At 60.2% G+C, this 16183-nt stretch carries 13 protein-coding genes, 4 tRNA genes and 1 riboswitch; of the genes, 2 read left to right on the top strand and 15 right to left on the bottom strand.

Annotation, left to right across the window (positions count from 1 at the left end):
- Nucleotides 1-104 precede the first annotated feature (104 nt).
- Nucleotides 105-1547 (bottom strand): magnesium transporter, encoded by a 1443-nt coding sequence (gene mgtE, locus QRN61_RS08785; RefSeq protein WP_027612263.1) that lies wholly within the window; start codon nt 1545-1547, stop codon nt 105-107.
- 321 nt (nt 1548-1868) lie between these two features.
- On the opposite strand from mgtE, the gene QRN61_RS08780 reads away from it, so the two are divergent.
- On the top strand, nt 1869-2387 hold the full coding sequence (locus QRN61_RS08780; RefSeq protein ID WP_285373585.1) for a cell envelope protein SmpA: 519 nt from the start codon (nt 1869-1871) through the stop codon (nt 2385-2387).
- Nucleotides 2388-2405: 18 nt separating this feature from the next.
- Here the strand turns inward: QRN61_RS08780 and QRN61_RS08775 are convergent.
- From QRN61_RS08775 to ltaE, 8 genes are all read right to left on the bottom strand, one after another.
- Nucleotides 2406-2482, bottom strand: a tRNA-Arg gene (locus QRN61_RS08775).
- A gap of 72 nt (nt 2483-2554) precedes the next feature.
- A tRNA-Arg gene (locus tag QRN61_RS08770) sits at nt 2555-2631 on the bottom strand.
- A gap of 71 nt (nt 2632-2702) precedes the next feature.
- Nucleotides 2703-2779: transfer RNA gene (locus QRN61_RS08765), tRNA-Arg, on the bottom strand.
- A gap of 107 nt (nt 2780-2886) precedes the next feature.
- Nucleotides 2887-2977 (bottom strand) — tRNA-Ser (locus QRN61_RS08760).
- 62 nt (nt 2978-3039) lie between these two features.
- Complete coding sequence (gene csrA / locus QRN61_RS08755) at nt 3040-3228, bottom strand: carbon storage regulator CsrA (protein ID WP_002554426.1); 189 nt, start codon at nt 3226-3228, stop codon at nt 3040-3042.
- A gap of 188 nt (nt 3229-3416) precedes the next feature.
- On the bottom strand, nt 3417-4658 hold the full coding sequence (locus QRN61_RS08750) for an aspartate kinase (RefSeq protein WP_025112914.1): 1242 nt from the start codon (nt 4656-4658) through the stop codon (nt 3417-3419).
- Nucleotides 4659-4748: 90 nt separating this feature from the next.
- Complete coding sequence (alaS, locus tag QRN61_RS08745; RefSeq protein ID WP_098965156.1) at nt 4749-7367, bottom strand: alanine--tRNA ligase; 2619 nt, start codon at nt 7365-7367, stop codon at nt 4749-4751.
- 146 nt (nt 7368-7513) lie between these two features.
- Nucleotides 7514-8518, bottom strand: a complete 1005-nt coding sequence (ltaE, locus tag QRN61_RS08740) for a low-specificity L-threonine aldolase (RefSeq protein ID WP_285373584.1) — start codon at nt 8516-8518, stop codon at nt 7514-7516.
- A 275-nt stretch (nt 8519-8793) separates the two neighbouring features.
- Nucleotides 8794-8965: riboswitch (FMN riboswitch) on the top strand.
- Nucleotides 8966-9066: 101 nt separating this feature from the next.
- Here ltaE and QRN61_RS08735 point away from each other — a divergent pair.
- Nucleotides 9067-9576 carry a 6,7-dimethyl-8-ribityllumazine synthase gene (locus QRN61_RS08735; protein WP_007963087.1) on the top strand — a complete coding sequence of 170 codons (510 nt, stop codon included), beginning with the start codon at nt 9067-9069 and terminating at the stop codon, nt 9574-9576.
- 152 nt (nt 9577-9728) lie between these two features.
- Here QRN61_RS08735 and astE read toward each other — a convergent pair whose 3' ends face one another.
- From astE to aruF, 6 genes are all read right to left on the bottom strand, one after another.
- The gene (astE, locus tag QRN61_RS08730; protein WP_027612642.1) at nt 9729-10739 is read right to left on the bottom strand and encodes a succinylglutamate desuccinylase; all 1011 of its coding nucleotides are present in this window, start codon (nt 10737-10739) and stop codon (nt 9729-9731) included.
- Nucleotides 10740-10751: 12 nt separating this feature from the next.
- The gene (locus tag QRN61_RS08725; protein ID WP_027612641.1) at nt 10752-11042 is read right to left on the bottom strand and encodes a hypothetical protein; all 291 of its coding nucleotides are present in this window, start codon (nt 11040-11042) and stop codon (nt 10752-10754) included.
- A 57-nt stretch (nt 11043-11099) separates the two neighbouring features.
- Nucleotides 11100-12446 (bottom strand): N-succinylarginine dihydrolase, encoded by a 1347-nt coding sequence (astB, locus tag QRN61_RS08720; protein ID WP_108183542.1) that lies wholly within the window; start codon nt 12444-12446, stop codon nt 11100-11102.
- 139 nt (nt 12447-12585) lie between these two features.
- Nucleotides 12586-14055 carry a succinylglutamate-semialdehyde dehydrogenase gene (gene astD, locus QRN61_RS08715; RefSeq protein ID WP_285373591.1) on the bottom strand — a complete coding sequence of 490 codons (1470 nt, stop codon included), beginning with the start codon at nt 14053-14055 and terminating at the stop codon, nt 12586-12588.
- Nucleotides 14052-15077: an arginine N-succinyltransferase gene (gene astA, locus QRN61_RS08710; RefSeq protein ID WP_285373583.1), complete on the bottom strand. Its 1026-nt coding sequence runs from the start codon at nt 15075-15077 to the stop codon at nt 14052-14054. Before astA ends, astD begins: the two co-directional genes overlap by 4 nt.
- 51 nt (nt 15078-15128) lie before the next feature.
- On the bottom strand, nt 15129-16148 hold the full coding sequence (gene aruF / locus QRN61_RS08705) for an arginine/ornithine succinyltransferase subunit alpha (RefSeq protein ID WP_059404897.1): 1020 nt from the start codon (nt 16146-16148) through the stop codon (nt 15129-15131).
- Nucleotides 16149-16183: the final 35 nt, after the last annotated feature.

Here is a 16183-nt window from a genome sequence, read left to right as displayed (position 1 = left end):
TGCATCGGGCATTTTGAGACTGAAACAGGTGTAAACCTATTTCAGGACTAGACAACAGGCACAAAAAAGCCCGCCATTTCGGCGGGCTTTTGTATGGCAGCGAATCAGAGCAGGAAGATCGTCGCCAACCCCAGAAAGATGAAGAAGCCACCACTGTCGGTCATGGCCGTGATCATCACGCTGGCGCCCATCGCCGGGTCGCGGCCCATCTTGGCCAGCGTCATCGGGATCAACACCCCCATCAGCGCCGCGAGCAGCAGGTTGAGAGTCATCGCCGCCGTCATCACCACACCCAGCGACCAACTGCCGTAAAGCAGGTAGGCGACCACACCGATCACCCCACCCCAGACCAGACCATTGATCAACGCCACCGCCAGCTCCTTGCGCATCAGACGCGAGGTGTTGCCGGTGCTGACCTGGTCGAGCGCCATGGCACGCACGATCATGGTGATCGTCTGGTTACCGGAGTTACCGCCGATACCCGCCACGATCGGCATCAGCGCCGCCAGCGCCACCAGCTTCTCGATCGAGCCTTCGAACAGACCGATCACCCGCGACGCGACAAAGGCAGTGATGAGATTGATCGCCAGCCACGCCCAACGGTTGCGCAGGGATTTCCAGACGGAGGCGAAGATGTCTTCCTCTTCGCGCAGACCCGCCATGTTGAGGACTTCGCTTTCGCTCTCCTCACGAATCAGGTCGACCATTTCGTCAATGGTCAGACGGCCGATCAGCTTGCCGTTCTTGTCGACCACCGGGGCCGAGATCAAGTCGTAACGCTCGAACGCCTGAGCCGCGTCATAGGCGTCTTCGTCCGGGTGAAAACTCACCGGATCGCTGGCCATGACTTCAGAAACCTGCTTCTCCGGGTCGTTGACCAACAGACGCTTGATCGGCAGCACGCCCTTGAGCACGCCGTCGTAATCGACCACGAACAGTTTGTCGGTATGGCCCGGCAGCTCTTTGAGCCGACGCAGGTAACGCAGAACCACTTCGAGGCTGACATCCTCACGGATCGTCACCATCTCGAAGTCCATCAGCGCACCGACCTGCTCCTCGTCATAGGACAGGGCCGAACGCACGCGCTCGCGTTGCTGCTGGTCGAGCGTCTCCATCAGCTCATGGACGACGTCTCGCGGCAGCTCGGAGGCCAGGTCAGCAAGTTCGTCGGCGTCCATGTCCTTGGCCGCAGCCAGGAGCTCGTGATCGTCCATGTCGGCGATCAGCGTTTCACGAACGGAATCGGATACTTCGAGAAGAATGTCGCCGTCGCGATCAGCCTTGACCAGTTGCCAGAGCGTCAGACGGTCGTCCAGCGGCAAGGCTTCAAGGATGTAGGCAACGTCGGCGGAGTGCAGATCATCGAGTTTGCGTTGCAGCTCGACGAGGTTCTGCCGGTGAACCAGGTTCTCGACCCGGTCGTGGTGCGCGCCTTCCTGGCGATGAGTCAGGTCTTCGACGACCTTCTGGCGCTGCAGCAGCTCAACGACCTGAGCCAGGCGATCCTGCAGGCTTTCCTGGGTTTTCTTTACTTCGATTTCGGACATAGGCGAACTCCACTCCCAGCAGCGGGGCACGCCGGAAGGATCAATCAGTCAATTCATGATTGGTGAAACGGGCTACTGAGTAACTACTGGGTAAGTCCATGGAGGTTTTCCATAAGCCCCGGCGGGGCTGACGGGCGCAATGATACACCGCCTGACGGTTTTAAACGTTAAAAAATCGCGGTCGAAACAAGTGCTTGCGCGACAAAGTTGAGCGCTGTCCTGACCCGTGCAGATGCGACGACTCATCTTGAAAAGAAAACACACCGGCGTTGAAAAATGTAGCGACTACCCTTGAGCGTAGACCGTCATGGAGGACGTCGAATGCTATCCAGAACATGCCTTTTTGTAGTCGCCAGCCTGCTCTGCCTGCCACCCGCCGGAGCCGCCACCACCCTTCACCGCTGCGAAGCTGCCGACGGCGGCATCACCTTCACGACCCTGAGCTGTGCGAGCGACGAGCAGCTTTCAGAGCAACAGGTTCACCCCTACTCGCCCGGATCCGTCGTACCGATCATGCCGGAACACAACCATGAGGAAATATCCGGTATGACAATCAGGGGACGTGAACCGGACATCGTTGGCCGCCTGGAGGACAAATGCGGCAACCTGATCGATGCCAGGCAGCGCCGCGCAGCAATCATCAATCAACGAGTGATTGCCGGCATGAGCCAACAGGATGTCGAGAGCGCGCTCGGCAAACCGGACAAGGTGAATATTCGAACGTCGACGACTAGCTATCGCTATGACCTGAAAAGAGGCCGAAGTGCTCAAGTCGATTTTGACGAGAAGGGATGCGTGAAAGGAAAAGCCAAATCGCAGGCAACAAAAAGCCCGCGTTAAACGCGGGCTTCTTGAATATGGTGCACTCGACAGGATTCGAACCTGTGACCGCTCGGTTCGTAGCCGAGTACTCTATCCAGCTGAGCTACGAGTGCATTTTGTGTTTTTAGACCAGATCACAACTGGTTGAAGCCGAGTTGCCTGTATTGCTACAAACGACTCTTAAATGGTGCACTCGACAGGATTCGAACCTGTGACCGCTCGGTTCGTAGCCGAGTACTCTATCCAGCTGAGCTACGAGTGCATTTGTGTTTTTAAACCAGACCACAACTGGCTGAAGCCGAGTTCTTTATATCGCTATAAACAACTCTTAAATGGTGCACTCGACAGGATTCGAACCTGTGACCGCTCGGTTCGTAGCCGAGTACTCTATCCAGCTGAGCTACGAGTGCATTTGTTGCGCCGCATTATAGCCCGTCTAATCTCTATTCCAACCACTTTTTCTAATAAATTCAACAACTTACAGAAAAAGCCAGATTACAACGTACTAAGCAAATAATGGCGGAGAACGGGGGATTCGAACCCCCGACACCCTTTTGAGGTGTACTCCCTTAGCAGGGGAGCGCCTTCGGCCACTCGGCCAGCTCTCCGCAACACGGGGCGTATATTAACCACCTTCTTCCCCGTTTGCAAACATAAAAATCGATAAAAATTAATGGCTTGGTTCTTCGTCCTTCTCTTTCTTTATACGCAGGTAAATTTCCTCACGGTGCACGGCAACCTCTTTCGGGGCGTTGACGCCGATGCGCACTTGATTTCCTTTGACGCCGAGCACGGTCACGGTGATTTCGCCATCACCGATAATCAGGCTTTCTGCGCACCGACGAGTCAGAATCAGCATACCTTTCTCCTCACGCATTTCATTTCAGGGACAACAGTCTGCAAAAAAAAGGCACCCGACCTACAACCGGAGCGATCGTAGCCCTACATGCCTGAGTATTGACCAGCGCGAGCAAAAGAACAGTTCAGGGCTCGCGCCATTCAAAAAATAAAGGGCGCGGTCAGACCGCGCCCTTCAGGTGACCGGATTTACTCGCCCTGACGGGCCGGCGCGTCCAGTTCGAAAGCCGTGTGCAGGGCGCGCACGGCCAGCTCCAGATACTTCTCTTCGATCACCACGGAAACCTTGATTTCCGACGTCGAGATCATCTGGATGTTGATGCTTTCCTTGGCCAGGGATTCGAACATGCGGCTGGCCACGCCTGCGTGGGAACGCATGCCGACGCCGACGATCGAGACCTTGGCAATCTTGGTGTCGCCCACCACTTCCCGGGCACCGATCTCGCGAGCGGTGTTTTCCAGCACGGTCTGTGCGGCCTGGTAGTCGTTGCGGTGCACGGTGAAGGTGAAGTCGGTGGTGTTATCGTGCGCAACGTTCTGCACGATCATGTCGACTTCGATGTTCGCGGCACTGATCGGGCCGAGAATCTTGAACGCCACGCCCGGGGTGTCTGGCACGCCACGGATGGTCAGCTTGGCTTCATCGCGGTTGAAAGCGATGCCGGAAATGATCGGCTGTTCCATGGTTTCCTCTTCATCAATAGTAATGAGGGTGCCCGGACCCTCCTTGAAGCTGTGCAGTACGCGCAGCGGAACGTTGTACTTGCCGGCGAATTCCACCGCACGGATCTGCAGCACCTTGGAACCGAGACTGGCCATTTCCAGCATCTCTTCGAAGGTGATCTTGTCCAGACGCTGAGCGACCGGCACCACGCGCGGGTCAGTGGTGTAGACACCATCGACGTCGGTGTAGATCTGGCACTCGTCAGCCTTCAAGGCAGCCGCCAGTGCCACGCCTGTGGTGTCGGAACCGCCACGGCCGAGGGTGGTAATGTTGCCGTGCTCGTCGACGCCCTGGAAACCGGCGACAACCACCACGCGACCTGCTTTCAGATCACCGCGAATCTTCTGGTCATCAATCTGCAAGATACGCGCTTTATTGTGCGCACTGTCCGTCAGGATCCGCACCTGATTACCGGTGTACGACACCGCCGGCACACCGCGCTTGATCAGCGCCATGGCCAACAGGGCAATCGTCACCTGCTCACCGGTGGAGACGATCACGTCCAGCTCACGCGGAACCGGTTGCACGTCGCCACTGATTTGCTTGGCCAGATCGATCAGACGGTTGGTTTCGCCGCTCATTGCAGACAGCACAACCACCAGGTCATCGCCGGCATCGCGGAATTTCTTAACCTTGTCGGCGACCTGCTCGATTCTCTCGACAGTGCCGACCGAGGTGCCTCCAAATTTCTGTACGATCAAAGCCATTTCAAAGCCGCCTCTGCCCATGAAGGGCGCCCAATAATCACTCGAACAGCCGCCGGACCCGCCACTAGACTGCGGACCCGGCGGGCCGTCTTATAAACCCTGCTCGACGAATGGAACGGTCAGCGCCAGTGCGCCATCCAGTGCGCCGGCGTCAACACCGCCGCCCTGCGCCATGTCCGGACGACCACCGCCCTTCCCGCCCACTGCCGCAGCAGCCTGTTTCATCAAATCACCGGCTTTGAGTTGGCCAGTCAGGTCTTTGGTTACGCCTGCAACCAGTACGACCTTTTCCTCATGGACACTGCCGAGCAGGATCACTGCGCGGCCGAGTTTGTTTTTCAGCTGATCGACCAGCGCCAGCAGCGCCTTGCCATCCTGACCATCCAGACGTGCGGCCAGAACCTTCACGCCCTTGACGTCGACTGCCGAGTTCGACAGATCGTCGCCCGCGGCGCTGGCAGCCTTGGCCTGCAACTGCTCGAGTTGCTTTTCCAGCGCGCGGTTGCGCTCCAGCACGGCCGACAGCTTGTCGATCAGATTGTCGCGGCTGCCCTTGACCAGGTTGGCCGCTTCCTTGAGTTGTTCTTCTGCAGCGTTCAAGTAGGCCAGTGCCGCAGCACCGGTGACTGCCTCGATACGACGCACACCCGATGCCACACCGCCTTCGCTGATGATCTTCAGCAGGCCGATGTCGCCGGTACGGTTGGCGTGGATACCGCCACACAGCTCGACGGAGAAATCGCCGCCCATGCTCAGCACGCGCACGTTGTCGCCGTACTTCTCGCCGAACAGCGCCATCGCGCCTTTCTGCTTGGCGGTTTCGATGTCGGTTTCTTCAGTTTCAACTGCGGAGTTCTTGCGGATCTCGGCGTTGACGATGTCTTCCAGCGCTTTGATCTGCTCCGGCTTGATCGCTTCAAAGTGGCTGAAGTCGAAGCGCAGACGCTGGCTATCCACCAACGAGCCCTTCTGCTGAACGTGCTCGCCCAACACCTGACGCAATGCAGCGTGCAGCAAGTGAGTTGCGGAGTGATTCAGCGAGGTCGCGTGACGCACCTCGGCATCGACGTGGGTTTCCACTGGCGCGCCGATGGTCAGGCTGCCGGAATCCAGCACGCCGTGGTGCAGGAAGGCGCCGCCGGTCTTGGTGGTATCACGGACGTCGAAACGCGCGTTGCCCGCCTGGAGGAAACCGCAATCACCGATCTGGCCGCCGGATTCAGCGTAGAACGGCGTCTGATTCAGCACGATCACCGCCTCTTCGCCTTCACTCAGGACGTCGACCGACTGGCCATCTTTATAGATAGCGACGATTTTTGCCGAACCGCTGGTGTCTTTGTAACCGGTGAACTCGGTGGCCACATCAACCTTGACCAGGGTGTTGTAGTCCAGACCGAACGAGCTGGCGGAACGCGCACGAACACGCTGGGCTTCCATTTCACGCTCGAAGCCGACTTCGTCGACGGTCAGGCCGCGCTCGCGAGCGATGTCGGCCGTCAGGTCCATCGGGAAACCGTAGGTGTCGTAGAGTTTGAACACTACGTCGCCCGGCACCACGGTGCCTTTGAGTTCCAGCAGATCCTGCTCGAGGATTTTCAGGCCGTGCTCCAGGGTCTTGGAGAACTGCTCTTCTTCGGCCTTGAGTACGCGCTCGATGTTGCTCTGCTGCTTCTTCAGTTCCGGGAAGGCTTCACCCATCTCGGCGACCAGCGCAGCGACGATCTTGTAGAAGAAGCTGCCAGTAGCGCCGAGCTTGTTGCCGTGACGGCAGGCGCGACGAATGATCCGACGCAGCACGTAGCCGCGACCTTCGTTGGACGGCAGCACGCCGTCGGCGATCAGGAAACCGCAGGAACGGATGTGGTCGGACACCACTTTCAGCGACGACTGGTCACCATTCTCGCAGCCGATGGCTTCAGCCGAGGCTTTGAGCAGGTTCTTGAACAGGTCGATGTCGTAGTTGGAATTGACGTGCTGCATCACCGCACTGATCCGCTCCAGGCCCATGCCGGTGTCGACCGATGGCGCTGGCAACGGATGCAACACGCCATCGGCGGTGCGGTTGAACTGCATGAACACGTTGTTCCAGATCTCGATGTAACGGTCGCCGTCTTCTTCCGGCGAACCCGGTGGGCCGCCCCAGATGTGGTCGCCGTGATCGTAGAAAATCTCGGTGCATGGGCCGCACGGGCCGGTATCGCCCATGGTCCAGAAGTTGTCGGAGGCGTACGGCGCACCTTTGTTGTCGCCGATACGGATCATGCGCTCGACCGGCACGCCGATCTGCTTGGTCCAGATGTCATACGCTTCGTCATCGGAGGCGTAGACGGTGACCCAGAGTTTTTCCTTCGGCAGTTTCAGAACGCCGGTCAGGAAGGTCCAGGCGAAGGTAATCGCATCGTGCTTGAAATAGTCACCGAAGCTGAAGTTACCGAGCATTTCGAAGAATGTGTGGTGACGAGCGGTATAACCGACGTTTTCCAGGTCGCTGTTCTTGCCACCGGCACGCACGCACTTCTGGCTGCTGGTTGCGCGGGTGTAAGCGCGCTTTTCCTGGCCCAGGAAGCAGTCCTTGAACTGGTTCATCCCCGCGTTGGTGAACAGCAGGGTTGGGTCGTTGCCCGGAATCAAAGAGCTGGAGGCTACACGGGTGTGGCCTTGCTCTTCGAAGAAGCGAAGGAAGGCTTCACGGATTTCTGCGCTTTTCATTAGGTTCTTCCACGGAGGCTGCGGCCAAAGGCCTGTACGAAACGTCAACAGACGAAACGACGGCAAAGGGCCGCATTATATCGGCCCTTCGCGCGGGGTACAGCGTGTTTATACGATAGTAACGGTCAATTGGACGGCTAACGCTGTCACTTGCGCGAAAACTCGACGAATGTCGCGATCACTTGCTCGATTTGCGAGCGATTGACGTCCATGTGCGTGACCATGCGCAAGCGCGCAGCGGCGCTCAACTTGATCCCGCGTTCGGCGGCAAACGCCTTGAGCGCTTCGGCCTGATCGCCCATTTGCACGTAGACCATGTTGGTCTGCACCGGCTCGACACTGAACCCGGCCGCGCGCAGGCCTTCGGCCAAAAGCCGGGCGTTGGCATGGTCATCCACCAGGCGCTCGATATTGTGATCCAGCGCATACAGCCCCGCTGCCGCCAGCAACCCGGCCTGACGCATGCCACCGCCGACCATTTTGCGCAGGCGGCGGGCCTTGCCGATCAGCTGCTCAGTGCCACACAGCACCGAACCGACCGGCGCGCCGAGGCCTTTGGACAGGCACACCGACACCGAATCGAAATGTTGCGTGATCTCGCGGGCATCCACCCCAAGCTTGACTGCCGCGTTGTACAGCCGCGCGCCGTCCAGATGCAGGGCCAGACCGTGCTCCCGCGTGAATTGGCGCGCGCGGGCCAGATACTCCAGCGGCAACACTTTGCCCTGCATGGTGTTTTCCAGCGCCAGCAGCCGGGTACGGGCGAAGTGAAAGTCATCGGGCTTGATCGCCGCTGCTACCTGATCCAGATCCAGCGAACCGTCGGCCTGCACTTCCAGCGGCTGTGGCTGGATCGAACCGAGCACCGCCGCGCCGCCGCCCTCGTACTTATAGGTGTGCGCCTGCTGGCCGACGATGTATTCGTCGCCACGTTCGCAATGCGCCATCAGGCCCAGCAGATTGCTCATGGTGCCGGTCGGCACGAACAGCGCGGCGGCGAACCCCAGGCGTTTTGCCAGTTCCGCCTCCAGACGATTGACCGTTGGATCTTCGCCGTACACGTCGTCACCGGTAGCCGCCGCAGTCATCGCGTCGAGCATGGCTGGAGTCGGTTGAGTGACGGTGTCGCTGCGAAGATCGATAACGCTCATGAACCTGGCCTCTGGTCAGCAGGGGAAATCCCTTTTCGAAGGTGAATTACTGCGGTCATGGCGCCGATTAATCAACCCTTGAGCGAGTAAAAAGGCACTTATTCCTTGAGAGAGCACAACCCTGTGGGAGCGAGCTTGCTCGCGAAAGCGGAGTAACAGTCAGCATGTGCGTTGAATGTTAAGTCGCTTTCGCGAGCAGGCTCGCTCCCACAGGTTCTGTGCAAGGCCGGAAAATATGTGATAAAAACGCTGCGCCGCCTGAGAAAGGGCGGCAAAAACGTTCTCAGGGCGGGGTGCAATTCCCCACCGGCGGTAATTGCGCGCAATGCGCATAGCCCGCGAGCGCTTGGCGACGAACACGGCAAAGGCTGTGATCGGCGACAAGGTCAGCAGACCCGGTGTGATTCCGGGGCCGACGGTCATAGTCCGGATGAAGAGAGAACGGGATTGACACCAAAGGGCCGCCCGCGCGCTTGCGTGCTCGTGCGTACCCTTGAATCCCTTTCAATTCATAACGCCCTGTTTTTCACACAAACAGGAGTCAGAACATGCAACCCACCGCTATCGACAGCAAAACCAAACACCCTCACGGCGAGCGCGTTGCGTTCATCCAGGCCTGCTGGCACAAGGAAATCGTCGACCAGAGCCGTAAGGGCTTCGTCGCCGAAATGCTGGCCCAGGGTTATCAGGAATCGGACATCGATTTTTTCGAAGTCGGCGGCGCCTTTGAAATGCCCCTGCACGCCAAGTTGCTGGCCAAGACCGGTCGTTACGCCGGTATCGTCGCCGCAGCCCTGGTGGTGGACGGCGGCATCTACCGTCACGAGTTCGTCGCCCAGTCAGTGGTCAGCGGCCTGATGCAGGTGCAGCTGGAAACCGAAGTGCCGGTGTTCTCGGTGTCCCTGACCCCGCACCACTTCCATGCCGGTGACGAACATCAGAAGTTCTTCTTCGAGCACTTCGTGCACAAGGGTCAGGAAGCGGCGCGCACTTGCGCGGATACGCTGCAGAAGGTTCGTGCGTTGCGTCGCAGTGAGCCGCGAGCTGTAGCGGTCTAAAGCTGAGTGAGGTTTTGACCTCACTCAAATCAAATGTGGGAGCGAGCCTGCTCGCGAATGCGGTGTGTCAGCCATCATAATTGCTGGCTGACGGTCAGCATTCGCGAGCAGGCTCGCTCCCACAGGGGATTTGCGTCAGTTGCCTAATTGCGTCAGGCGAGATGTTCGTCAGTGGCCGGCACGATCAGGATGCCGGCGCGCAAGCCGTTCTTGACCTTGGGATTAGGGAAGATGATCCGCGCGCCCTCTTCCTCGATGACCCAGCGGGTATTGGCCAGATCTTCGGCCAGCACATAACCCACATCCAGTTCGGAAAAGTTCTCGATGTCCGCAGGCAGGTTCAGGCGGAACGCATCGCTGTGCTTGATGATTTCCCGGGCGACGCTGAACAGCTGCAAACCATCCAGTCCCTCTGCTGCCAGATCCGGCTCATTGCCTTCGATGATCTGCTTCAGACGAGTTTCCAGACGTGAAACATCCACCCCTTCGTTCTGCCCGAACGGCCGCGCCTTGCCCAGTTCCAGGGTGAAAGCCTCGGCACCGAGCTTGTCGTAGGTGTAGGAACTGAACACGATCGACGGCTTGTTCTGCAGCAGCACCGCTTCCATCCCGGCGGCGCGCAGACGCGCCAGTTCGCGGCGCGAATGCTGGCGACCTTCCTTCCACGGATACAGCGCGAACTGCTCGATCTTCGAACCACGAATGGCGGTGTGCAGGTCGTAGTGCAGTCGCTGCCGATCCGGCAGGCTGAAGAAGCTCGCCGCCAGCCGTTCCAGCTCACAGGCGCGGATGGCTTCGGAACCGCTGGTTTGTTCATGCCGGCCGTTGAACAGCCGGTTGACATCCTGCTCGACGAAGCGCTCGCCCTTGCGGATCGCTTCCGGGTTACCGAACAGAAACAGAATGCGTGCACGCGGCTTCAGATCGCCGCGAGCGATGTCATGCAGCAGCCGATCGAGCAACTCGATCGGCGCTGTTTCATTGCCGTGGATGCCTGCCGACAGCAGCAGGTCCAGGCCATTGTCGCGCGCTTCGGGCGGCCGGACTTCCAGCGCACCCTCGCTCAACCAGCGCATGCGCACGCCTTCGACAGTCAGTTGAGTCTTCTCCGCCGGTTCGCGGCCGGCGAGGGTCAGTTCAAGCAGTTTGCCGAGGGCGAGCATAGAGCGGTTTCCTTAGTGATCGTGGTTGCAATCCGGGCCGTGCACGTGGTCTTCGTCGTCGCCGACGTCAGCCGGTTCCATTTCCAGTTGCAGACTTACCAGATTAGTTGCCAATGGGCGCAGCAGCAGGTTGGCGTACTCTTCGTCACCTTCCTCGACGTCCACGCCGATCAGCAGTTGGCCACGGCCGTCCTGCTGGATCCACAGCTCTTTGCCTTGCCACATGACCGCGACGCGGGTGCACGAGGTTTGCAGTTGCGTGCCGTCGGTGTCTTCAAGGATCAGCTGCAGGGAATCGCTCATGTTTTTACTCTCTTGGGGAGACAAGCCGCGCGTCGTGTTCAGGCGACGCGCCGGCCATCAATTGATCTGGAATGGATAAACCGCGCCCAGTTTAAGGATTTGCGTCAGTTCATCCAGTGCCGTCCGGCATTCAAGCAGCAACTGCGGGTCCGCCAGATCGGTTTCGCTCAGGCGGTCGCGGTAGTGCTTTTCAACCCATGCGGTCAACGAACCGTACAACGGGGCCGTCATGATAACCCCTGGGTTGACCGCCGCCAGCTCGGTTTCGTTGAGCGCGACGCGCAGTCGCAGGCACGCCGGGCCACCGCCGTTCTGCATGCTTTGCTTGAGGTCGAAGACTTTGACTTCGCGGATCAGCCCGCCGGAGCTGGTCAGACCTTGCAGGTAGTTCCACACGCGCTCGTTGCCACGGCACTCTTCCGGCACGATCAGCAGCATCGAGCCATCAGGACGCGACAGCAGCTGGCTGTTGAACAGGTAGGAGCGCACCGCATCGTCCACGGTGACCGCCGAACGCGGCACGCAGATCGACTGGAACTGGCCGCCGACCTTGGCCAGCTTGCCCTGCAACTCGGCCAGCATCTGCTCGGTGTCGAGGAACGCGTCCTCGTGATAGAACAGCACCTCGCCGTTACCCACCGCGATCACGTCGTTGTGGAATACGCCCTGATCGATCACCGCCGGGTTCTGCTGCGCATAAACCACGCCCTCGTCACGCAGACCGTGCAGACGCGCCACCGCTTGCGATGCTTCCAAGGTCTGGCGCGCCGGGTACTTCTGCGGCGCCGGGTAACGGGTGTCGAAGGCACTGCGACCGAACACGAAGAACTCGACACCTGCCTCGCCGTACTCACGGCAGAAACGCGTGTGGTTGGCTGCGCCTTCATCACCGAACTGCGCCACCGCCGGCAACGCGGCGTGGTGGGCGAAGTGTTGCTGATCGGCGAACATCGCGCCGAGCACGCGGCTGGTGGTCGGGTGTTCGATGCTGCGGTGGTATTTGCAGTTGAGGTTGGCGGCGGTGAAGTGCACGCGACCGTCAGCAGTATCGGCACTCGGGCTGACGGTGGCAGCGTTGGCCACCCACATGCTCGATGCCGAGCAACTGGCAACCAGCAACGGCATGGCTTCTTTCGCGGCGCGCTCGATCACTTGCGCGTCGGTGCCGCTGAAACCCAGACGGCGCAACGCGGCCACGTCCGGACGCTCCTGCGGCGCCAGCACGCCTTGCTGAAAGCCCATTTCCATCAGCGCTTTCATCTTCGCCAGACCTTGCAGCGCCGCTTCCTTCGGGTTCGAGGACTGCTGGCTGTTGCTCTGGGACGCAACGTTGCCGTAGGACAGACCACCGTAGTTATGGGTCGGCCCCACTAGACCGTCAAAATTGACTTCATAGGATTTCATCAGCGAGGCTCCACGAGAATCTGTTGTTATAGGCTTCAAGTAACAATTCAGTCAGACCGCGTCGCGGCCTTCGCGAGCAGGCTCGCTCCCACTTTGGAATGCAACTTCCTGTGGGAGCGAGCCTGCTCGCGAATAGGCATCACACCATTTTGATGCCAGGCGTCAGGGCCGCAGGCAACACCAGACTTGGGGTTTCCAGCGAGGCCACCGGGTACGCGCAGTAATCCGCCGCGTAGTAGGCGCTGGCGCGATGGTTGCCCGAAGCCCCGACGCCGCCGAACGGCGCGCTGCTCGCCGCACCGGTCAGTTGTTTGTTCCAGTTGACGATACCGGCGCGGCTTTCCAGCCAGAACTGCTGATAACGATCTTCGGAATCCGACAGCAAGCCAGCCGCCAGGCCATAAGCGGTGTCGTTGGCCTCAGCGATCGCCGCAGCGAAATCGGCGTAGCGAATCACCTGCAGCAACGGGCCGAACAATTCTTCGTCCGGACGCTCGGCCACGGCGGTCACATCGAGAATGCCCGGAGTCAGCAACGCCGACTGCGCTTGCGGCTGAGTCATCGCCAGCAACGACACCGCGCCATTGGCCAGCAGGTGTTGCTGGGCATCCATCAGCGCTTTCGCCGCGCCAAGGGAAATCACCGAGCCCATGAATGGCGCCGGCTGTTGATCGAACGCACCGACTTCAATCGTTGCGCTGACTTCCACCAGACGCTTGAGCAGGCTGTCGCCCCATGCGCCTTGCGGCACCAGCAGACGACGCGCACACGTGCAGCGCTGACCGGCGGAGATGAACGCCGACTGAATGATCGTGTACACCGCCGCGTCCAGATCAGCCACCTGATCGACCACCAGTGGGTTGTTGCCTCCCATTTCCAGCGCGAGGATCTTGTCCGGACGCCCGGCGAACTGCTGGTGCAGGTGATTGCCGGTACGGCTCGAACCGGTGAAGAACAGACCGTCGATGCCCGGGTTCGCCGCCAGCGCGATACCGGTTTCGCGAGCACCTTGCAGCAGGTTCAACACGCCGGCCGGAAGACCGGCTTCGATCCAGCACTTGACCGTCAGCTCGGCGACTTTCGGCGTCAGCTCGCTTGGCTTGAACAGCACGCTGTTACCGGCCAGCAGCGCCGGCACGATGTGGCCGTTCGGCAAATGACCCGGGAAGTTGTAAGGGCCGAACACCGCCACCACACCGTGTGGCTTGTGGCGCAGTACGGCGGTGGCGTCGCCCAGCGGGCCGCTCTTCTCGCCAGTACGTTCGCGATAGCTCTGCACCGAGATCGCGATCTTGTTGACCATGCTGGTGACTTCGGTCGCGGCTTCCCACAACGGTTTGCCGGTTTCCTCACCGATGGTGCGGGCCAGTTCGTCACTGTGGTTTTTCAGGGCGGCGGCGAAGGCTTCGAGCACGCTGATGCGCTCGTCCAGCGAACGCCGCGCCCAGCCCGGAAAGGCCTGACGCGCTGCCTGCACGGCGGACTCGACCTGAGCGGCAGTCGCGCCCTCCCCCGACCACAGCACTTCCTGGGTCACCGGGTTCAGCGACTGAAAGGCTTCGCCTTGACCGGCCAGCCATTCACCTGCGATGTATAGCGAATTCATTATTTCGACTCCCGAGCAGCAGACAACGCCACGGCGCGCACTTGATCGCCGGCGTTGAGTTGAAGACGTTTGGCGGTCAGCGGATCGACCACCAGCGTGCCGGCGGCCAGGCGGGCCGGCGCAGCGGTGATGCGGCAGTCTTCGCGCTTGCGGTTATGGATGATGAACGGCGTGGCGTCATCGCCCGGTGTACCGATCGCCAGCACCAGCGCTTCGCTGTCGCGGACTGCGCGGATCTTGCTGGTTTCACACTCGATGGCCGGGCCGGCGTCGAAGATATCGACGTAGCCCTGATAGCTGAAACCTTCGCTCTTGAGCATCGCCAGTGCCGGTTCAGTGTCGGGGTGTACTTGACCGATGACGTTGCGCGCATCCGGCGACAGGAAGCAGGTGTACAGCGGGAATTTCGGCATCAGTTCGGCAATGAACGCCTTGTTGCCAACACCGGTCAGGTAGTCGGCCTGGCTGAATTCCATCTTGAAGAAGTGCCGGCCCAGACTTTCCCAGAACGGCGAACGACCGGCCTCATCGGAGACGCCGCGCATCTCGGCGATGATCTTGTTGCCGAACAGCTCAGGGAACTCGGCGATGAACAGCATGCGCGCCTTGGACAGCATGCGGCCGTTCAGACCGCTGCGGTAATCGGCATGCAGGAACAGCGAGCACAGCTCGGAGTTGCCGGTGAGGTCGTTGGCGAGGAACAGCGTCGGAATCTCGCGATAGATGTTCAGCTCTTGCGAGGCGCTGACGGTCAGGCCGACGCGGAAGTTGTACCACGGCTCACGCAGACCGACCGCGCCGGCGATGGCGGAAATCCCCACCACGCGACCGTTGTCGTCTTCGAGCACGAACAGGTAGTCCGCATCGCCACGGCCGGCTTCGCCGCGAAAGGTCTTCTCGGCCCAGCCGACCCGATGGGTCAGGCGCTCTTCGTTGGCCGGCAACGTGGTCAGGCCGGTGCCGGTGCTGCGGGCCAGGTCGATCAGCGCGGATAAATCGCTGCTGCGTACGGGACGAACAATCATGCTATCTCCTCAAACGGGCCGCCTTCGCCACCCGTGAAACTCGCTAAGGCGTTAAACCGCCACCAGGCGCACGCTGGCACCTTCACCGACGCCCAGGGCTTCGGCTGCTTCCAGATCCAGGGTCACCGGTTTGCCCGGCGCGTAATCGAGTTCCAGCAGCACCGCGCGGTAATCCTGCAACTGCGCGTTGGCCACCAGATACTGGCGCCCGGCGCCTTTGACCGGCTCGCCGATCTTCACCGGCACTACACGGCTCTGGGCGATCGAACGGATCCCCGAAACACGCGCATGCAGGGTCGGGCCACCGTCGAAAATGTCGATGTAGTGATCGGTCTCGAAGCCTTCGCGCATCAGGATGTCGAAAGTGATCTGCGCACGCGGGTGCACCTGGCCCATCGCTTCTTGAGCGGAATCCGGCAGCAGCGGCACGTAGATCGGGTAATGCGGCATCAGTTCGGCGAGGAACGTGCGGCTCTTCAGGCCACACAGGCGTTCGGCCTCGGCGTAGTTGAGGTCGAAGAAGTTGCGCCCGATCGCGTCCCAGAATGGCGAGTCACCGTTTTCGTCGCTGTAACCGACGATCTCGGTCACCACCGAATCGGCGAAACGTTCCGGGTGGCTGGCGACGAACAGCAGGCGACCACGGGAGTTGAGCTCGGCCCACGGCGACCCCACCAGCTCACGCTGCACGTAGAAACTGGTCAGCAAGCTGTTGCCGGTCAGGTCGTGGCATTGCGAGAGCACGTGGATCTTGTTGTGGATCTTCAGCTCGCGGGAGGCGTGGACGAAGGTCTCGTTGCGGAAGCTGTAGAACGGCTCGGAGTAACCGGCCGAGGCAACGATGGCCGAGCAGCCGACCAGTTTGCCGGTGGCGGAGTCTTCGAGGACGAAAAAGTAGCTCTCCTCCCCGTTGAAACTCACTTCGGCGGCGAACGAGGCTTCGCTCGCGGCGATCTTGTCGCTCAGACGTTCCACGTCATCCGGCAAGGAAGTGACACCAATCGGACTGTCCGCAGCCAGACGCTGTACCTCGCCCAGATCAGCCATTTGCGCAGGGCGCATCACCAGCATGGTGTCACTCCTTTCTCTTATAAAAATCACAGAAA

The sequence above is a fragment of the Pseudomonas sp. lyk4-TYG-107 genome (genome assembly GCF_030209055.1).
GTDB lineage: Bacteria > Pseudomonadota > Gammaproteobacteria > Pseudomonadales > Pseudomonadaceae > Aquipseudomonas > Aquipseudomonas putida_A.
The sequence above is the reverse complement of the archived record's forward strand: the minus strand, read 5'-3'. Positions and strand labels throughout refer to the sequence as shown.